Below are 17,358 nucleotides of genomic sequence, written 5' to 3'. Positions count from 1 at the left end.
ATCTATTTCTTAAACTCACTAACTGGGTCTATCTGTAAATACTTTGATAAGTATTTCACACCTATGTAAAAGGGAACTGTATCGAGAAGTGCCGACAACATTTTAAAGATGTAGCTTGACAGAATAAATATTACTAGCGTTTGGGTGATGGTTCTCCCTTCAGGAATTTGTATTGCGTGCGCATAAAAATAGGTGATAAGAACAACCGACACTGAATCGACCAGCTGGCTGGTAAGGGTTGACACATTATTACGCAACCACAAATGCTTCCCCTTGGTGATACTCTTAACAAGGTGAAAAACATGCACATCGACAAACTGAGCGGTAAGGTAAGCTATCATTGAGGCAGCAGTTGCGCCAAACGTTAATTTGCGAATATGAAAAAACGAGAAATCTTGGTCGCTCACAGCCGGCAAGCCCGTTTCAGCAATAATTTCGGGTACTGGAGGCAATATCCCACCGAGCCAAAGGATAAATAGAACCCATATGTTTAGCATCAATCCTGTCCACACCACCATATTGGCCCTGTGCTTACCATAAAGCTCACTTATGAAGTCGGTACAAAGAAACGTGATGGGGTAAGGTAAGATACCCACAAAAAACATCACGGGGATTTCGAGATTGAAGATGTTGATATGAAAATGGATGTACCGTGATATTCCCAATATATTAAGCATGGCGAGAGAACCCAGGAATAGGCCAGCTAGGACTATGAATACAATCTCACGGCGATTAATCAACCTCTTTTCTATATTGGGTTTATAATCGAACATTAGGTTAGGTTTAGGGTGTAGGGGAACTTTCTATTAAACAAAGGTAAAATAATAAGTGATTTTATGATGATATTGAACCATTTTTTTTGTTTATATATGATTAAAAATCAGAAGCAAATAAACCTCTACAAGTATATTACAACACTGCTATCATTGAATTCTTTGATGAAGGTTGACTATGATGTTTTTTTTGAAAGTGTACATATTGGTTTTACCATTTAAGTTTTCCACTTTTGTATTACCTTTATCCAAACGAAAACAAGACAATGAGACTTCAGATTCTGGTGCTTGCAATCTTAATAGGTCCAACGGTAGTGCTTGCACAGCATACCAACAAAATAATTTTCGACGAGATGGTAAATCAGAACATACTTTATGGCAAGGTTATACCTGAGGATTTCCAAACGGAGCCTTTTAATGCTTGGTTTAGCATGAACTACGATAGCTACCAACCTGATGCTGCAGTGTTGCATGATCTTAAGCCTTTGCTTAAGGGAGTAACCTTCGAGCTAGTTGTGTCAACGTGGTGCCCCGACAGCAAGCGCGAAACCCCTCGGTTTTTAAAGCTGCTTAATCAGCTTAACGTCCCCAGCGATAGAATTAACATTATTGCTGTAAACAGGAGAAAAGTATGCCCTGAGGCAGGAGTTGACGAGGGGTACATAGACTTTGTTCCCACGTTTATCATCAGGAGCAACGAAGTGGAAATTGGGCGAATTATTGAACGCCCCACCAAAACACTTGAGGAAGATGTTCTTTCTATACTTAAAAAAGATTAGCGAACTGGTTGCAGCAATTCAATTCGGAATTCGTCTTTATCAAACCTAGATAAAACATTATGGAAGAGTACAGAAAATCGACCGAAGGACAAGTAATGGGAATTATTGGCATTGTGATGGGCATAATATCATTAATAGTGGCCTTTATTCCATGCGTTGGCATTGTGGCCTTTTTGCCCGGAGGGTTAGCCATAATATTCAGCATTATCTCCATTGTGCAGGCATCGAGGGGCAATGGATCCAAAAGCCTTGGCATAATATCCTTAGTGGTATCGGCGTTGGCCATAGTTTTGGCTGCTGCATGGCTCATGATCTTTAGCGGTTTGAATACCATCACCGACAGGGCCATGAGAAACCCTGGGCAGCTGGAGCAGATTGAAAAGGGGTTACGCGATGCATTTAAAGACATTGAGATTTCTATTGAAGCGGAGGTGGAAGAACACTCCACTCAAAAAATTGATAGCCTTGAGAACAAGCTGCGCTACCTCGAGGGCGACACATCTAGCAAAAGTAAATAACACACCTTTGCAGTGGAAATAAGTTTAAAAAAAGCATCGAATAATAAAATACTTTTGCCCTGGCTAATTACCACGGCTGGAACTATCCTTATCCTAGCCATTTCGCACCTAATTATTTACTACCTTTTCTTTACGGGTAGCAAGTCGTTAGGCCAGCACTATGCCGATTCTATTGTAATTTACATCTATGCTTTTATTTGGCCATTGGCAATTGTAAACAACTACAAGTCGAGCATTATTCAGGTAAAACATAATGGGGAGGTTGATCCCGAATTAGTTAAGGAATACTTTCAAAGCAGCGGCTTTGAACTAATTGAGGAAAACCCTGGGCACTTCAGGTTTAAGGCAACCAAGTTGTGGGATAGACTATTCCCCGGCTCACGTTTTGTTAAGGTAGATTTTAGCGATACGGAGATAACCCTTGAGGTACCATTCCACCAACGATACCATGTGCACCATGGCTTTAAGTTCTCCAAGCAGTTTGTCAAATAACCAAAGGCATTACGTTCCCAATAGTAAGTTAAATTCGGATATTTCTACCCGTGCATATCACTATGTAAACCTTTTAATTGGGATTGCTTTTGCTGGGGTTATTCTGTACTCGCTAATATACAAAGCCAATAGCCATCCCATACCCGCTTTGCTTACCGAGGCAACTGGTGAAATACCACCCAGCAAGGGGCTATCGGCCAGCTTTTCGGAAATTGTTCGTGGCAATTTAGACCTGGCTAACGCATACAACCCTTTTGGCATTAGGATCTTTGCATTTTTTGCCTTGCAACTGCTGCTTAGGGCGTTCTTCTCCATTGTAGTAATGCTAAAACGAAATGGAGCCGTAAGCATTATACTTACCGACTCCATTGTTTCTACACTGCTTTTTGCTTACTGCTTCTGGCCGCTAATTGTATACACGCTTAGGCAAATAGCTCAGCTAATTCAGCACCTCTAGCAAGGTTAGCTTTTCGCCTGCCCTGATTCCCTTTGGGGTCATTTGTAGGGTGCTACACTCGGTGTAAAAATCATGCTGATAGTAAAGGATATAATTATGCTCTAGCGACTCGTTCAGGAACAGTTCCTTCTCCTCCATGGTAACAAGTGGTTCCACATCGTAGCTCATATTCCAAGCCAGATGAATGTGCGCAGTTGATGGAAATAAATCGGCAGCGTAAACCAGCTTTTTGCCGTTGGGCAAATGGATTATTGGCACAATCTGTCCGCGGGTATGGCCATTGAAAAAGCGAAGCTCAATTCCGGGTAACAGCTCGCCCTCAGCCTCTACCAAATTCAACAAACCCAGCTGCTGCATGGGCAGCAAATTTTCTTTCAGAAATGAGTCAGCCTCACGTACATTTGGGTTAATGGCCCACTCCCATTGCCCCTTGCTAACGTGGTACTTTGCATTTGGGAAAACGGCTACGTACTCGCCCTTATCGTTCAAGGCAATTCCACCTCCGCAATGGTCGTAGTGCAGGTGGGTATGAATTACATCGGTAATATCATCGGGTTTGTAGCCCAGCGTAGCTAGACCCTCAACTAGCCCATCGCCACCAAAAATACCAAAATGGCTAAAGAACTTATCGCTTTGCTTATTACCAAAGCCAGTATCGATTAGCACTACCCTACCATCGGTTTCAACAACCAGCGATCGCAGGGACAGGGGGATTAAGTTATCGTCATCGGCTGGGTAAACCCTATTCCAAAGCACCTTGGGTACCACACCAAACATGGCACCGCCATCAACCTTAAAATTGCGAATATTAAACTGCGAAATCTTCATAAATACATTATTTAGAAAAAAGAACAAATATACGACCCGATAGGTTCAGCTACCGCTCCACAACCCTTACCCCATTTTTGGCCATGGCATCGGCAAGCAAATCCCAATCGGCCTTAGTGAGGTTGTCTAGAGGAAAAAGTTTCTGCTTGCCATCAAGGGTTAATACCCGTAACGACTTCAGCCCATTCTTAGTAGGTCTTTCAATGTAAACACAATCGATATCGGATAGCCTGAAATACTTGCGATATGGATAGTAGTAGCTTGCTATAAATACAAACCTATCGGAAATACCAACCTTTCCCATTCCAACCGTACCAAGCAAAAAGGTCAACAGAATAATAACTGCAAACATAATAACACCAAATAGGTGGATTGAGGGAGCAGTGATTAACTTGTAGAGGCCAAAGAAACCAACCAACGGAAAGTAGGTGCGAGGGTTAAGTATTGGAAGTCGAGAAATTTGAACAAAGTTTTGACATCTAATCTCCTCGAGATTAATTGGCTTTACTTTGATAAGAGATAGGCCACCCAGTTCAACATAGCCCTTCTGCTCAAACGAATCGAATCCATATTTCATGGCCTGCACCAGCTCGTGGGGGTTGGCAAAAAGCTTGGTGTGAACTTTCACATCCTGCGGTAAATCAACAGCCCGAATGGTAATGGTATCCATCTGCATGAAACCATTGCGGCGGTAGTAGTCAATATCCTGAACATCTTTCCAGGCAAGGCTTTTAACATTTTTGGATGTTGCTACAAGTATCCCTTCGTTGGTTATCTGAACCGAAACAACTTTCAGCAATTCTCTGAACATATAAAAGGTAAATAGAAGCCAGATGAGAATAGTAATAGCCATAACGGCTTGGCCTTTGACTCCATCAACCCAAAAAATGGTAAAATACAAAAGGGAGAAAAAGAATAGGAGACTAAGGGCAAGGCCTAGATAAACACCAAACCAATATCCTTTACTTGCAATGCTTTTCATAGGCCAACATTTTATTGCACTAAAAACAGATTTAAAGCAGGATCCTGCTTTAGCAAATCGCACAATTTTGAATATAGAGTAGGCAATTCGCTTTTCAATCCCTTTGGATTCTCGAAGAAATGCTCAACCGCCACGGCAAAAAACTCGCTGGCATTGGCACCTGCATAGGATCTGAAAACATGTGGTTCGCCTGCATTAATCTTTTCCATCTCTAACCTAGCAATGGTTAAGATATCGTCCAACGTAGCATTCAAACTCCCCTGGGGTCCGCTTGAAGTTAAAATACTATGCATAAGCGCGTGCGCCATTTCATGCAGGCCAAGATTAATGGCATCGTAGGGATCCTCAAACCCTTTCAAAAGTTTTTTCAGAGAGAAGCTGATTAGCCCTCGGGGATGAACCTCGCCGTCGTGCATATTTCCTGTATGTGGATTTCGAAATGAGTCGGGATAAACAAAAACAGTGCGGAAGTTCTTAAGGAAGTAGCGCTTGTAGCCAAACGTTATCTGCACCATGGCCGCCACCACCATTAGCTTGATTGGTTGGGTTACCTCAACCCCCATTCGGCCAATAATCTTCAAACTTTTGGTAAACGAGTAGGCTCGCTGCAAAAATCTTTTCTTTAGCCTATCATCGAGCTTATTGTAGTATAGTGAATGCTGTCGGTAAAACCTATCCATTGCCCTAGCTTCACCTTTTGGAAAGTAAACAAGCCTCCAAATACTCCTCACGAACAAGAAGTTAATACCTGCCACAAAGGCAATTGCCAACAGGTAAAAGGGATCGGTAAAGGACATTGGGCTTAGGGGGTTACTGTAAACTAAAAATTCAAATGTATGAATTTTACATATAACAAAAAACCCAGCCGTTAAGCTGGGTTTGGTGCGGATAGAGGGACTCGAACCCCCACGCCTTTCGGCACTAGATCCTAAGTCTAGCGCGGCTACCAATTACGCCATATCCGCAATTGCGGTTGCAAATGTACAACCTTTTTTATTATCAACAAATTTTTTGCTAAAAATATTTTACCCATAATCCAACTTTATTTACAAATGCCAACTCAAACCATACAAAGCCAACTTGCACCCTATTATGCCTAAAGCAAAAGAGAAAAAGTGTCACCGATATGTCATTCTATATCAACGGAAAAATAAGCTTCAACCCATTCTCCATTCTGAGCAAAACACGATCGTTTTTATGGCAAAACTTTTATACTTTTACCTCTTCTTTTTCTTATAAAAGCACCAGCATACTAAACATAACTACACCAAACAAATCACTCAGCAATATGGGCAATCAAATCCTGCAAGCAAAAAACCTTATAAAAAGTTACAACGAAACCGAAGTTCTAAAGGGCATTGATTTAGAAATTGAAAAGGGACAAATAATAGGATATATTGGTCCCAATGGTGCTGGCAAATCAACAACTATTAAAATATTCTGTGGCTTGCTAACCAATTTTCAGGGCGATGTATCAGTTTTAGGATTCGATATCAGAAAAAACCCGCTTGAGGTTAAGCAACGAATAGGCTACATACCCGAAAATGCATCGCTTTACGATATGCTTACGCCAATGGAATTTATTGAATTTATTGGCGATATGAGGGGACTACCAGCAGATGAAACAAGAGAAAAAGCGGAATCGATACTTAAGCTTTTTGAGATACATAAAAATATGCACGATAGAATTGCAACCTTCTCCAAAGGAATGCGACAAAAAGTGCTAATTGGCTCTGCACTGCTGCACAACCCCCAGCTAATTTTTATGGACGAACCGCTTACGGGCCTCGATGCCAACTCGGTTATCATGATAAAAGAGATGCTTGTTCACCTTGCCCGCGAGGGCAAAACCATATTTTACAGCTCTCACATAATGGATGTGGTGGAACGAATATCGAACCGTATTGTACTGCTGGATCAAGGGAAGGTTGTTGCCGATGGCTCCTTCGATAAGCTCAAAAGCCTCTCCAACGATTTATCGTTAGAGAACCTATTTACTAGGCTTACCGGAAACTCAAACTACTCCGAAAAAGCGGAAGAACTATTTAGCATGCTAAATAAGTAGGCCATGATAAAACTTATACTATCCCTTTTTGTGCCCTTCAAGTCTATAATAAAAAGGATGGGGGCTAACTACACCCAGTTCATTAAAATACTTAAACTAAAGCTAACTTTAGATAACCGCAGGCCTAGTAGTTTTAACGGAAACAGTTCTAAAGAGAATAGCAGCTCCCTGGTGTGGCAGTTTCTTATGATGCTTATCATTGGGTTAATTATACTGATAATAACCACAAAGCTACAAGACTCGTTTACCTTATTCTTCGTTGGGCACTCTATGCTCATGCTAACAATTTCAATGCTAATTATATCGGAATTCAGCACCATACTTCTCAACACATCGGACAACACCATACTCCAACCTCTACCTATCAGCAGCACCACGCTGAGCCTTGCTCGCAATGCTCATATTTTTATACACCTAATGTTTTCAGCATTAAGCTTATTGCTGCCTGTAAGTGTACAAATTGCTATTCAATACGGTATTGGGTCGATGGCAGCGTTTGTTTTTGCATTAATTTTAAATGTGATATTCACCCTTTTCCTATCGAACTTAATGTACCTAGGCATCATGAGATTTGCCAAGGGCGATAAGCTCAAAAATTTGTTGATGTATTTTCAGGTGTTTATGGCCATTCTGTTCATGGCAATATATCAGCTTAGCCTCAATATGCTTGATACGATAGATTTTTCGAACATCACCATTGCAACAAAGTGGTACACTTACATTATTCCCTCTACATACTTTGCAGGCTTAACCGAAATGTTTTCGAGCCTAAACTTTAGCGCTAATCTAGTCATACTCTCACTGGTTGCGATTGCCCTTCCCCCGCTTGGGCTATTTACTACAGGAAAATACCTCACCCCAATATTCAACAAAAAGCTCTCAGAACTAGAGCAGAGCGATAAATCGACGTCACAAACAAAATCGCGCACCCTAGCCAACTTTTTATCAAAAATATTTTCGTTTAACGAGCAAGAACGCTCATCGTTTGTTATGACCTGGAGGCTTATTGGCCGCGAACGACTTTTTCTGCAAACAATACTACCAACTTTTGGGTACATTCTGTTTTTCATGGTATTTCCGTTCTTTAAAGATTTTGAAGGGTTAACGTCGCTTGCAGAAACAAGTAAATACTTTATTATCCTATACTCATTCTGCTTTGTTTCGGCATCATTCTCCTCGGCAATGAGCATAGGCAACAACAAGGGCGTAGGATGGCTGCTCAGGAGTTTGCCCATTGAGTCGCCACACCACTTCTTTTCGGGAGCAATGAAATCGGTTTTTGTGCGCTTCCTTACCCCTTTCTACATCGCTATAAACCTTGGTGTTATTGCTATTTGGGGCACAAAAGTAATAGTTGATATTGCCGTTGCCTTTATGGTAATCTATCTAACTATCTGCACTGCATTTTTAGTTAGCCCCAAAAAGCACCCCTTTAGTAGCGATAAAAAATCAAATTCCTCTGCCTCAACCTTTGTAATCTTTATTCTGGTGATGGCATCGACTATTGCGCTAGGGTTTATTCATTACTATGGGGCGCAAGAGTTTAAGTACTTCCCATTGATACTAATCTTGGTTTATGGGTTTTCTATCTACTTAGTGCAAACTGTTATTTTCAAGAAGTTTTTCACATGGAAGGCATTAGACCTTGCCAACTCTCACTAGGTAAACAGTGCACAAGTCAACAATATTCACCAGAAAAAGTGTAGATTTGATAATATCTTTGCCATTATAGACAAGTAATCAATGCAAATTATTCGCATCATACTGTTCCCCATAGCCCTACTATATGGGGCAGCCGTATACGTCAGAAACTTTCTTTTTGATATTGGCATAAAAAAATCCACCTCATTTAGCAGGGCAGTAGTTTGCATTGGCAACCTAACGGTTGGTGGTACGGGCAAAACACCCCACACCGAGCATCTCATAAATCTTTTAAAAGATGATTTTAATGTGGCAACGCTTAGCCGTGGGTACAAGCGCAGAACCAAAGGGTTTTTACTAGCCAGCAGCAGTAGCACCGCATCGGATATTGGCGATGAGCCAATGCAAATGCAAACCAAATTCCCCGGAATTACCGTAGCGGTTGACGAGCAAAGGGTACGTGGCATTAAAACGCTACTGCAGCAAAAACCAAGCACAGATGTAATATTGCTCGACGATGCATTTCAGCATCGTTACGTTAAGCCTGGGCTTGCTATTCTACTTACCGATTACAACAATTTGATTTACAAAGATTTTTTTCTGCCAACAGGTACTCTACGCGACAGCTTCGCACAGCGTAAAAGGGCAAACGTAGTGATTGTTACCAAGTGTCCTAGCGACCTTTCGGATGTGGATCAGCAAAAAATTATAGGCAAACTTAAGCTCCAAAGCAACCAGCAAGTTTATTTCACAACCTACACCTATGGCAGTATAGAGCCAGTTTTTAGCGATGCGAATACGGCAATCAACCCCAAAAGCCAGCCCAACGTAATTGCTTTGGCAGGGATAGCCAACCCAAAACCCTTTTTCGGATATTTAAAAGATTTATATGCGGTTGATCGCACCATTCAGCTACCAGATCACTATCATTTTACCGAAAAAAAAATTAGAGCTATCTTTGAAAGAATTTCCGTTTTAAAAAACAGGCCCACAATTGTAATCACCACCGAGAAGGATGCGGCACGTATTAAGGAGTTAAACAACCTTCCCGCCGAAGTGAAAAGGGTGTTTTACTTTATCCCGATAAGGGTAAGTTTTTTAAACGGTAATGAGGAAGAATTTAACTGTAAAATTCACGAATATGCTAGAGAAAGTAAAAGAAACAACGGCTTACATTCGCAGCAAGGTAACCGTTGAGCCTGAGGTTGGAATTATACTGGGCACTGGGCTAGGAGGGCTAACTAAGGACATTAAAAATCAAGAAGTTCTTGACTATGGCGATATACCCAACTTCCCTGTTTCAACCGTTGAGGGGCACCATGGCCGATTAATATTTGGCGATTTAGGTGGAAAGAAGGTGGTTGCCATGCAGGGTCGCTTCCACTTCTACGAAGGATACGACATGAAGGAGGTAACCTTCCCTGTTAGGGTTATGAAGTACCTAGGCGTTAAGAATCTTTTTGTTTCCAACGCCAGCGGTGGGGTAAACCCCGACTTTGAGATTGGCGACCTGATGATTATCAACGACCATATCAACCTGCTACCCAACCCGCTTATTGGCCCTAACGATAAGGAGTTTGGCCCCCGTTTCCCCGACATGAGCCAACCTTACGATTACAAGCTTATTGCCTTGGCACAGGATATTGCTAAGAAGAATGGCATTAACACTCAAATAGGTTGCTACGTGGGCACCACTGGCCCAACCTTCGAAACGCCAAAGGAATACCAGTATTTCCGCATTATTGGTGGCGACACCGTGGGTATGTCAACCGTTCCCGAGGTTATTGTTGCTCGCCAAATGGGGCTGCCCGTTTTTGCCATCTCCATTATCACCGACCTGGGTGTTCCGGGTAAAATTGTGGAGATTACCCATGAGGAAGTTCAGAAAGTAGGTAAAGAAGCTGAAAGGAAAATGACGCTGATTATGGAGGAGATGCTGCAGAATTTGTAGAAATACAAACACACTCACTCATCATAAACGAAGGGAGCCAAGCAGATTGCTTGGCTCCCTTGCTATATTGCTCGGTTTACGATGGCTTACCTAAAACGGGTTGCCACCACCACTGTCTTCTTGTACCGCTTAATATTACCTCTTAGGTCGAATGCCTCGATAAATATAACGTAGGCGCCAACAGTAACCCTACCGCCACCATCGTTTGTGCCATCCCACTTTATGCTACCCGATGTGCCCAGAGTCATATTTGCTGCCAATCGTTTAACCCTTCTACCCCGCGAGTCGAACACCACAATATTGACAATGTAACCGTTCTCCGGCAGCTCGTAATTGATCATAACATAATCCTCAAAGCCATCGCCATCGGGCGAGAACACCTTGAGCGAGAGCTCAAACTCATCGTTCACCTGTGTAGGATCGGTAAACTGCGAGTTTTTGGCGGTTGGGGTGGCAAAACCTGCGGTTTGGGCAGCCGACTGCCAACTCGACTGATCGTTAGTTGGCATGTTGGGGTTTATACGCTCCAGCGAAACACCCTTAACATCGGCCAGCAGCGTGTTATGCATCTTCTCGTTGTAGGCAAACTCATCCACCTCGTCGCCCACGTCGGATAGCAGCAGCACGTAACCATTATCGTTAGGATAGGCCGGAAGTCTAGGGGTATGCACCATAGCATCGGGATTCTCGATATAGTAGAACTGCTCTACCTGCTCAATGTTCTCGGTGAGCACAGCGTAGCTGTTGGGTAGCAGTAGCCTCGATGTTGCCGAAGCACGATAGAACTCGTTAAGCGCCAGGGTGGTTCTGTTACGGTTTGCAATCCACAGCTTGCTCAAGTCGAAAGTCTTCTCGGATCGGTTGTAAATCTCCACAAAATCGACCCCACCAGCGTAAGGGTTAAAGAGAACCTCGTTTATAACGATATCGTTAGCAGCTGGCTCTTCGGGCAATGCAATTTGCACGCAGGAGGTTTCAATCCCATTACCAGAGAAATCGATAATGGAGCCATCGAAACAGAGGTTATAAATCTCTCTTGGAGCGATGGGTGTCTCAAACGTCAACCTTACCCTGTTGTACTTGGGCCCCGAAGTTGTTGCCCAAAGCGGCGAGCCAATGCCCCTATCAATAGAGTACTTGTTGGCAAGGGTTATGGAGAGGCTATCCATGGGCTCAGAGAAGCCAACCTCAAACACGGTTGTACTAATTACCTGCACCTCTACCACTCTTGGATTGACAACATCGGGGTTACTGGCAACAACAGAGTTTGCCCTACCCGGTGTACCTCCCGATGGGTCGGATGATGCCATCCAGTTTGCCTGCCCTTCTACCAAGTTGTTGGGATCAATTCGCTCGAGCGAGAAACCACCAGCCTTTTTCACATCGTCCTTGTACCATGTGTCGGAGTACTCAACCCATGAAATAAGATGGTTTTTATTATCGTAAATTCCCACAAACATTCCACCCACAAGTAAAGTAGGGAATGATGTTACTCCAACTGACTGTCCGTACTCGGCCATAAGCGGAGCACCACTTGTGCGTGCCAGAATAATGTACCCATTGGGCTCTATTGTGGCATTGGGGATGTTAGCGTAGCTATCGTTACCTCTAAATTTCCAACCATTTAACGATATCGATTTATCGGTACGGTTGTATAGCTCCACATACTCAACATTGGGCAATCCGCCATCAGCACTCGGACGTGCCATAATCTCGTTAATAATTACATTGCCAAAAGTGCCAGCAGCCCCAAGGCCAATTATCGTGCTATCGTTTACTGTCGTTGTTCCCAACGCCGATTTCACTCCTGCGATCTTTAAGTCAAGCTCCTCTAGCGGTAATTGCTCGGTACGGAGGGTAACCCGATTGGGCCTGTCGAGATTTAAAAATGCGCCAAGCACATTGTACCTTGCGCCTTGCTCGTCGGTAATAGAATAATTTGTAGTTAATTCAGCATCGGTAGCATCTACAGCACTTGAGAAGACCACATCAACTGAGGTAAGCGAAAGCATACGTGCTTGCTGTATGGTTGGAGGATAGGTAGCGGTACTAACCACTAGGTTATCGAGCCAAAACTCGCCAGCTCTTGAGGCGGTGTATATAAATGCTGGGCCACAGTATTGAGCAGCGGTGTGGGTTGCATCAACTGCCTTACCTGCAAGCCTGAGCGATGACTGGTTAAACTCGGGCTGATACCAAAGGCTCCATTCACCATCGGGGGTACGTGTAACCTTTACGTAAACCGTTTCAGCCTCATCCCAATCGAAATCGGCCTTTACAACAACCTGCGCAGTTTTTCCCTGAGTCACCCTCCAGAGAGTTAGCAAATCGTCGTCGCCAGTTAGGTTAACCCCAACTGCATAGCCATTGTACGACCCCTGCCTAATGGATTGGTTATCGGACGAAAGGACAAACCAAAAGGTGTTGCTAGTTGAAGGATCCCAGTCGCCATTGCGCATCACGAACGACCACTCCAGCGGGCCATCGCCCATATTGTCGATACCTAGGGGTATCGATAGGGTACTATTACCATCAACACCAGTTAATCCGTGCTTAAGCGATGACTTCCCTTCGATTGGCGATATGGTTGAAACGCTCCACTCGGGGCTTAGTTCAAACGATAATGGCAGGGTTTCGAAATCCTCATCGATATGGCTAACAAGGGCTGCACCATTCCATATGGGCTGCGAAACACCTTGTGAAATACCCTCCTGATCACTCGTTACCTTTAACCGATATCGACCCACTGCATTAAGTGTAACATTTGCCCACTGCGCTATACCATCAACAAACGTAACCGATTCGGACTCCACATCAATATCTCCAGGGCCATAATCTACAACAATAGAAGCAACTCCCGTTGCATTCATATCAATACTTCCATGGGCGTCAGCAATAGCAACAGATAGGTTAAACAATTGGCCTTCGGCAGCTATAAAGGGCTGTTTGTAGAACACAAGCGAAGTGCCTTGAACCTTAATTTGTATTGGTGGGCCATACAGTCCCATATCGAAAGTAGAGGGAAAACCTGAACTAGTAACCACCGACTCCCACCCATGACCCGATGCAGGGATGTACAGCGAAAGGGTTGATCCATCGACCTGGCCACCTGATTTTAGAAATGCCTTAAGGGACAGTTCAACCGATTCGCCATCGGGAATTACAAGCCCATCGCTTAAAAACGAAAGCGTAATGGCGCTTGACTCGATGGTAGTACTCAAAGGCACAATCTCTTTTCCATCAGCGTAAAGCACAACACCACCAATGGCACGGTTTAGGCTCATATCGGTATCACCCTCTTGCGATCGGAAAACCATTTTGGCAACACGCGTTGGAAGATTATCGGTAGTCCCCATATCGGTAATTCCAAACCGCAACACCTCAACGGCATCGTCCTTGGACACGACCAAAGAGCTGATGGTGCCTCCTTCCAGAGGTGTTTCGGGTTGGGTTAGCCTAGTTGTGCGGTCGGCACAGTAAATAAGGGGCGACAAAACATCATTAAAAGTTGCCGACTTGGCAATAAGGTTAAAAGGCTCGGGAGTTGTATAGGAGTATTTTAAACCATCCCACTTAGCAACCCCATTGGCCATGCTAACGGTTACGCTTGGAATTTGCAACCAGCCGTCGCCACTATTCTTTGCAAGGGTAACATTGCCCGTGGCATTGGCATCGAGGCTACCGCCATCATCAACAGCAGCAACCTCAACAGCAAATGGCTCATTCAGCCCAACGGCCTGAGGAACGTTTCTAAAGGCTAGCTGAGTGGCCTTAACATCGATGGTAAATGGCGAGGAAACCACATCTTCATCAAACTCTGGGGCAAATGTTGAGCCCGACTCGTAGGCAACAAAATCATGGCTCGTTTTGCCAATCATAAACTGCAGAACGTTCCCATCTACAACGGTACTCCCGGTGCGAAGGTAGATGTATATCGACACCTCAAGGGTTTCGCCATCGGGAACCACAAGGGCATTCTCGGCAAAGGGAATGGTTATTGATGCGGTTAGAATCCTTGGATTACCAATTGGGATCACCTTACCGTTTGCCTTAAGCACAACACCCGCAATGCTTCCGCTAAACGAAGCCATGTTTGCACCCGAAGGGCGGGTAATATTAATCTGCTGCACACGTGTTGGGGCTCCGTCAAACGCACCAAGATCGGACACGCCGAAACGGAATACCTCAACCGCTTTGCCAATAGTGCTAATGGTTGATGATATGGATCCGCCCGCAACCTGATCTGCGGGTAAATGTGCTACTGAAGTGCTCTCATTGCTTACGTCAATGGCTTCGGACACGCCATCCTCAAGGTCGTTTGCTGAAACCTTTAACCTAAGAATATCTTTCTTTGAGTACGATATATCATTCCACGTTATTACCCCATCAATAGCTGTGGAAGTAAGACTTTCGGCTGGAGTTAGAGTTCCCTCACCCTGCAAAACGCTTAACACAACATCGGCACCATTGAACGATTTTGCAAGATTTCCGTTGATATCGGCAGCATGGGCTGTAACGCTAAAAGGAACATTCACCACCAATGGTTGGGTGTAGCTGGCAATGCTAAGATGCGTTGGTATTACCACAATGGCGAACGCGTTTGAGGTTACCGCTTCAGGGAAAACATCGGTAAATGCCGACCCTTCATGGTGCGACTCCCAACCATGGTTGACATTATCTACCCTAAGCCTAATCTCTTTACCATCTTCAACATCGTTGGAACTAAGGTATAGCGATAGGGTAAACTCCTCGGTGCTATTATCGCCAATCACCATATCGCCCTTTTCAATCTCTAGCTCAATGGCATTATCGAGAATGTAGGTGGCTTGAATTGGAATCTCTCCGTTTGATCCACGCAGCTTAACTCCACCAATAGCCTGTGGCCAGCTGGCCGCAGTGGGCGAGTCGACCTTGGCGAACCTTAGCTTGGTTATATATGTAGGGAGCCCATCGGCCGTTCCTTGATCATTAACATCAAAGTTAAGCACATCAACTGCCTGCTCGGGCGACGTGGCAAGCGAGCTGATTTCCCCACCAACAATCTGAGTGGTAGGGCCAAGGACTTGTGCATCGTGATCGTTGGTGTTTTGAGGGGTGTAGGAGATAGAGATGTTGTCAAGATAAAGTTTGTCAAATTGAGTAGCAGAATATTTTACATAAGTTCCAAAATGCCCACCAAAACTATGCTCATCATCTAGTACACTTCCTAGAGTAACCAGGTTGGAGAATTCACCGTTAGATGACAACCTAATTGTGAATAACCCTGCTCCACTTCGAACAATCTCAATTGCTGCAAGAGAAGTAGATCCCGTCCCCACTTCTTCTGCCCAGTCAATGCCTGTATTTAAAAGTACGCTAATATTACCATCGATAACTTTATATAATTTTAAAATCTTATCTGAGGTGGAAGGCTCAACATTAACCCCAAGAATATACCCATTTAAGGTGCTTGATTCGGAGTAATTGAATTCGGATGCATCGTGATTGGCATAAAGATAAAATGCCCAACGATTAGCAGAAGTAACATCCCTTTTATAACTTATTTTAAAGCGCCAAACAATGGTACCTTCCGATCCACTCCAGTCGGGCAATGCTTTAGATATTCTATCATCTCCTGGCTCAGAAGCTTCTGGGAAATAGTGTTGTAAAGAGAAATTACCATCAATTACATTTTGTGTAGTTGCACGCCACCTTCCTTCTGGAAACTGAGTCCAGCCATCAAGGTTTCCGCTCTCAAAATCGTAGCTTACTGTTTGCCCAATTGCAAACACCGAAATCATAATCATTAAAAATAAGCAAACAGTTTGTCTCATAGCCTGTGAATTAGTTGAAAATATTACTTTTGCAAAGTAATAAAAAAAAGTAAAACAATGCGAATTGCAGTAGTAGGGTGTACCGGTTTGGTAGGTACCCAAATGCTTGAAGTTCTTAATGAACTAAATGTTAAGATTAGTGAGATTATCCCCGTTGCTTCGGAGCGATCTGTGGGAAAATCCATTGTATTCAAAGGAGTTGAATACAAAATTGTTAGCCTGCAGCAAGGTGTTGAGGCAAAACCCGATGTGGCCATCTTCTCCGCTGGCGGTGAGATATCGAAACAATGGGCACCCGAATATGCCAAGGTAGGCTGCTATGTGGTTGATAACTCCAGCGCGTGGCGAATGGATCCGGACAAAAAGCTTATTGTACCCGAGATTAATGGCGATACCCTTACAGCCAACGACAAGATAATTGCCAACCCAAACTGCAGCACTATACAGCTGGTTATGGTGCTGGCGCCACTACATCAGCGACTTAACATTAAGCGGGTGGTTGTATCAACATACCAGGCCATAACTGGTACTGGACAAAAGGCTGTTACCCAGCTCGAGAATGAGCGAAAGGGTATAAAGGGCCCCATGGTTTACCCTCACCCTATTGATATGAACTGCCTCCCCCATTGCGATGTTTTCACCGAGAATGGCTATACCAAGGAGGAGATGAAATTGGTGAATGAGACTCAAAAAATTCTGAACGACAAAAATATACGCCTTACCGCCACCGCAGTAAGAGTCCCAGTAGTGGGCGGGCACTCCGAATCGGTAAATATTGAGTTTGGGCTGCACTTTAAAACGCAGGTGGTAAAAGAAGTACTGCAGAATACCCCTGGGGTTGTTGTGCTCGATAACCCTGAGGCTAACGAGTACCCCATGCCCATTAGCGCTAAGAATAGGAACGAAGTATTTGTTGGGCGCATTAGGCGCGACCACTCGCTGGAGAATGGCTTAAACCTTTGGATTGTAGCCGACAACCTGCGTAAGGGCGCAGCCACCAACGCCGTACAGATTGTTGACTTGCTCCACAAAAAAGGATTAATTGGTAAGTAAACCGTA

At 43.9% G+C, this 17,358-nt stretch carries 14 protein-coding genes and 1 tRNA gene; 9 read left to right on the top strand and 6 right to left on the bottom strand.

Going from position 1 to position 17,358, the window contains the following annotated elements; translation table 11 throughout:
* Positions 1 to 2 precede the first annotated feature (2 nt).
* Positions 3 to 773 carry a queuosine precursor transporter gene (locus G8O23_RS04370; protein WP_166362177.1) on the bottom strand — a complete coding sequence of 257 codons (771 nt, stop codon included), beginning with the start codon at positions 771 to 773 and terminating at the stop codon, positions 3 to 5.
* 266 nt (positions 774 to 1,039) lie between these two features.
* On the opposite strand from G8O23_RS04370, the gene G8O23_RS04365 reads away from it, so the two are divergent.
* From G8O23_RS04365 to G8O23_RS04350, 4 genes are read left to right on the top strand one after another with little or no spacing between them, the layout of a single operon-like run.
* A complete protein-coding gene (locus tag G8O23_RS04365) occupies positions 1,040 to 1,552 on the top strand; it encodes a thioredoxin domain-containing protein (RefSeq protein WP_166362175.1) in 513 nt (170 codons plus the stop codon).
* Positions 1,553 to 1,611: 59 nt separating this feature from the next.
* Complete coding sequence (locus tag G8O23_RS04360) at positions 1,612 to 2,070, top strand: hypothetical protein (protein WP_166362173.1); 459 nt, start codon at positions 1,612 to 1,614, stop codon at positions 2,068 to 2,070.
* Between the two features lie 12 nt (positions 2,071 to 2,082).
* Complete coding sequence (locus tag G8O23_RS04355; RefSeq protein WP_166362171.1) at positions 2,083 to 2,562, top strand: hypothetical protein; 480 nt, start codon at positions 2,083 to 2,085, stop codon at positions 2,560 to 2,562.
* Positions 2,552 to 3,019, top strand: a complete 468-nt coding sequence (locus tag G8O23_RS04350; protein WP_166362169.1) for a hypothetical protein — start codon at positions 2,552 to 2,554, stop codon at positions 3,017 to 3,019. The genes G8O23_RS04355 and G8O23_RS04350 overlap by 11 nt, the downstream gene beginning before the upstream one ends.
* On the opposite strand, the gene G8O23_RS04345 is transcribed toward G8O23_RS04350, so the two are convergent.
* The 4 genes from G8O23_RS04345 to G8O23_RS04330 form a co-directional block, all read right to left on the bottom strand.
* On the bottom strand, positions 3,002 to 3,847 hold the full coding sequence (locus G8O23_RS04345; RefSeq protein ID WP_166362167.1) for an MBL fold metallo-hydrolase: 846 nt from the start codon (positions 3,845 to 3,847) through the stop codon (positions 3,002 to 3,004). The two genes, G8O23_RS04350 and G8O23_RS04345, sit on opposite strands and share 18 nt — an antisense overlap.
* A gap of 49 nt (positions 3,848 to 3,896) precedes the next feature.
* Positions 3,897 to 4,829 carry a hypothetical protein gene (locus G8O23_RS04340; RefSeq protein ID WP_166362165.1) on the bottom strand — a complete coding sequence of 311 codons (933 nt, stop codon included), beginning with the start codon at positions 4,827 to 4,829 and terminating at the stop codon, positions 3,897 to 3,899.
* Between the two features lie 11 nt (positions 4,830 to 4,840).
* Complete coding sequence (locus tag G8O23_RS04335; RefSeq protein ID WP_166362163.1) at positions 4,841 to 5,626, bottom strand: zinc-dependent peptidase; 786 nt, start codon at positions 5,624 to 5,626, stop codon at positions 4,841 to 4,843.
* An 83-nt stretch (positions 5,627 to 5,709) separates the two neighbouring features.
* A tRNA-Leu gene (locus G8O23_RS04330) sits at positions 5,710 to 5,794 on the bottom strand.
* A gap of 161 nt (positions 5,795 to 5,955) precedes the next feature.
* On the opposite strand from G8O23_RS04330, the gene G8O23_RS04325 reads away from it, so the two are divergent.
* The 4 genes from G8O23_RS04325 (at position 5,956) to G8O23_RS04310 (ending at position 10,486) form a co-directional block, all read left to right on the top strand.
* Positions 5,956 to 6,894, top strand: coding sequence for an ABC transporter ATP-binding protein (locus tag G8O23_RS04325; RefSeq protein WP_235942247.1), 939 nt, complete (start codon positions 5,956 to 5,958; stop codon positions 6,892 to 6,894).
* A gap of 3 nt (positions 6,895 to 6,897) precedes the next feature.
* Entirely contained in the window at positions 6,898 to 8,556 is a 1,659-nt protein-coding gene (locus tag G8O23_RS04320; RefSeq protein ID WP_166362161.1) for a hypothetical protein, read from the top strand.
* Between the two features lie 81 nt (positions 8,557 to 8,637).
* Positions 8,638 to 9,732, top strand: a complete 1,095-nt coding sequence (lpxK, locus tag G8O23_RS04315; RefSeq protein WP_166362135.1) for a tetraacyldisaccharide 4'-kinase — start codon at positions 8,638 to 8,640, stop codon at positions 9,730 to 9,732.
* A complete protein-coding gene (locus G8O23_RS04310; RefSeq protein ID WP_166362133.1) occupies positions 9,677 to 10,486 on the top strand; it encodes a purine-nucleoside phosphorylase in 810 nt (269 codons plus the stop codon). Before lpxK ends, G8O23_RS04310 begins: the two co-directional genes overlap by 56 nt.
* A gap of 86 nt (positions 10,487 to 10,572) precedes the next feature.
* Here G8O23_RS04310 and G8O23_RS04305 read toward each other — a convergent pair whose 3' ends face one another.
* A complete protein-coding gene (locus G8O23_RS04305) occupies positions 10,573 to 16,299 on the bottom strand; it encodes a lamin tail domain-containing protein (RefSeq protein WP_166362131.1) in 5,727 nt (1,908 codons plus the stop codon).
* 57 nt (positions 16,300 to 16,356) lie between these two features.
* Here G8O23_RS04305 and G8O23_RS04300 point away from each other — a divergent pair, with 57 nt between their 5' ends.
* Positions 16,357 to 17,352, top strand: coding sequence for an aspartate-semialdehyde dehydrogenase (locus G8O23_RS04300; protein ID WP_166362129.1), 996 nt, complete (start codon positions 16,357 to 16,359; stop codon positions 17,350 to 17,352).
* Positions 17,353 to 17,358: the final 6 nt, after the last annotated feature.

The sequence above is a fragment of the Perlabentimonas gracilis genome (genome assembly GCF_011174675.1).
GTDB classification, from domain to species: Bacteria; Bacteroidota; Bacteroidia; order Bacteroidales; family Tenuifilaceae; genus Perlabentimonas; species Perlabentimonas gracilis.
Note: the sequence above shows the minus strand (reverse complement) of the source record. Positions and strands in the feature narration are given on the sequence as shown.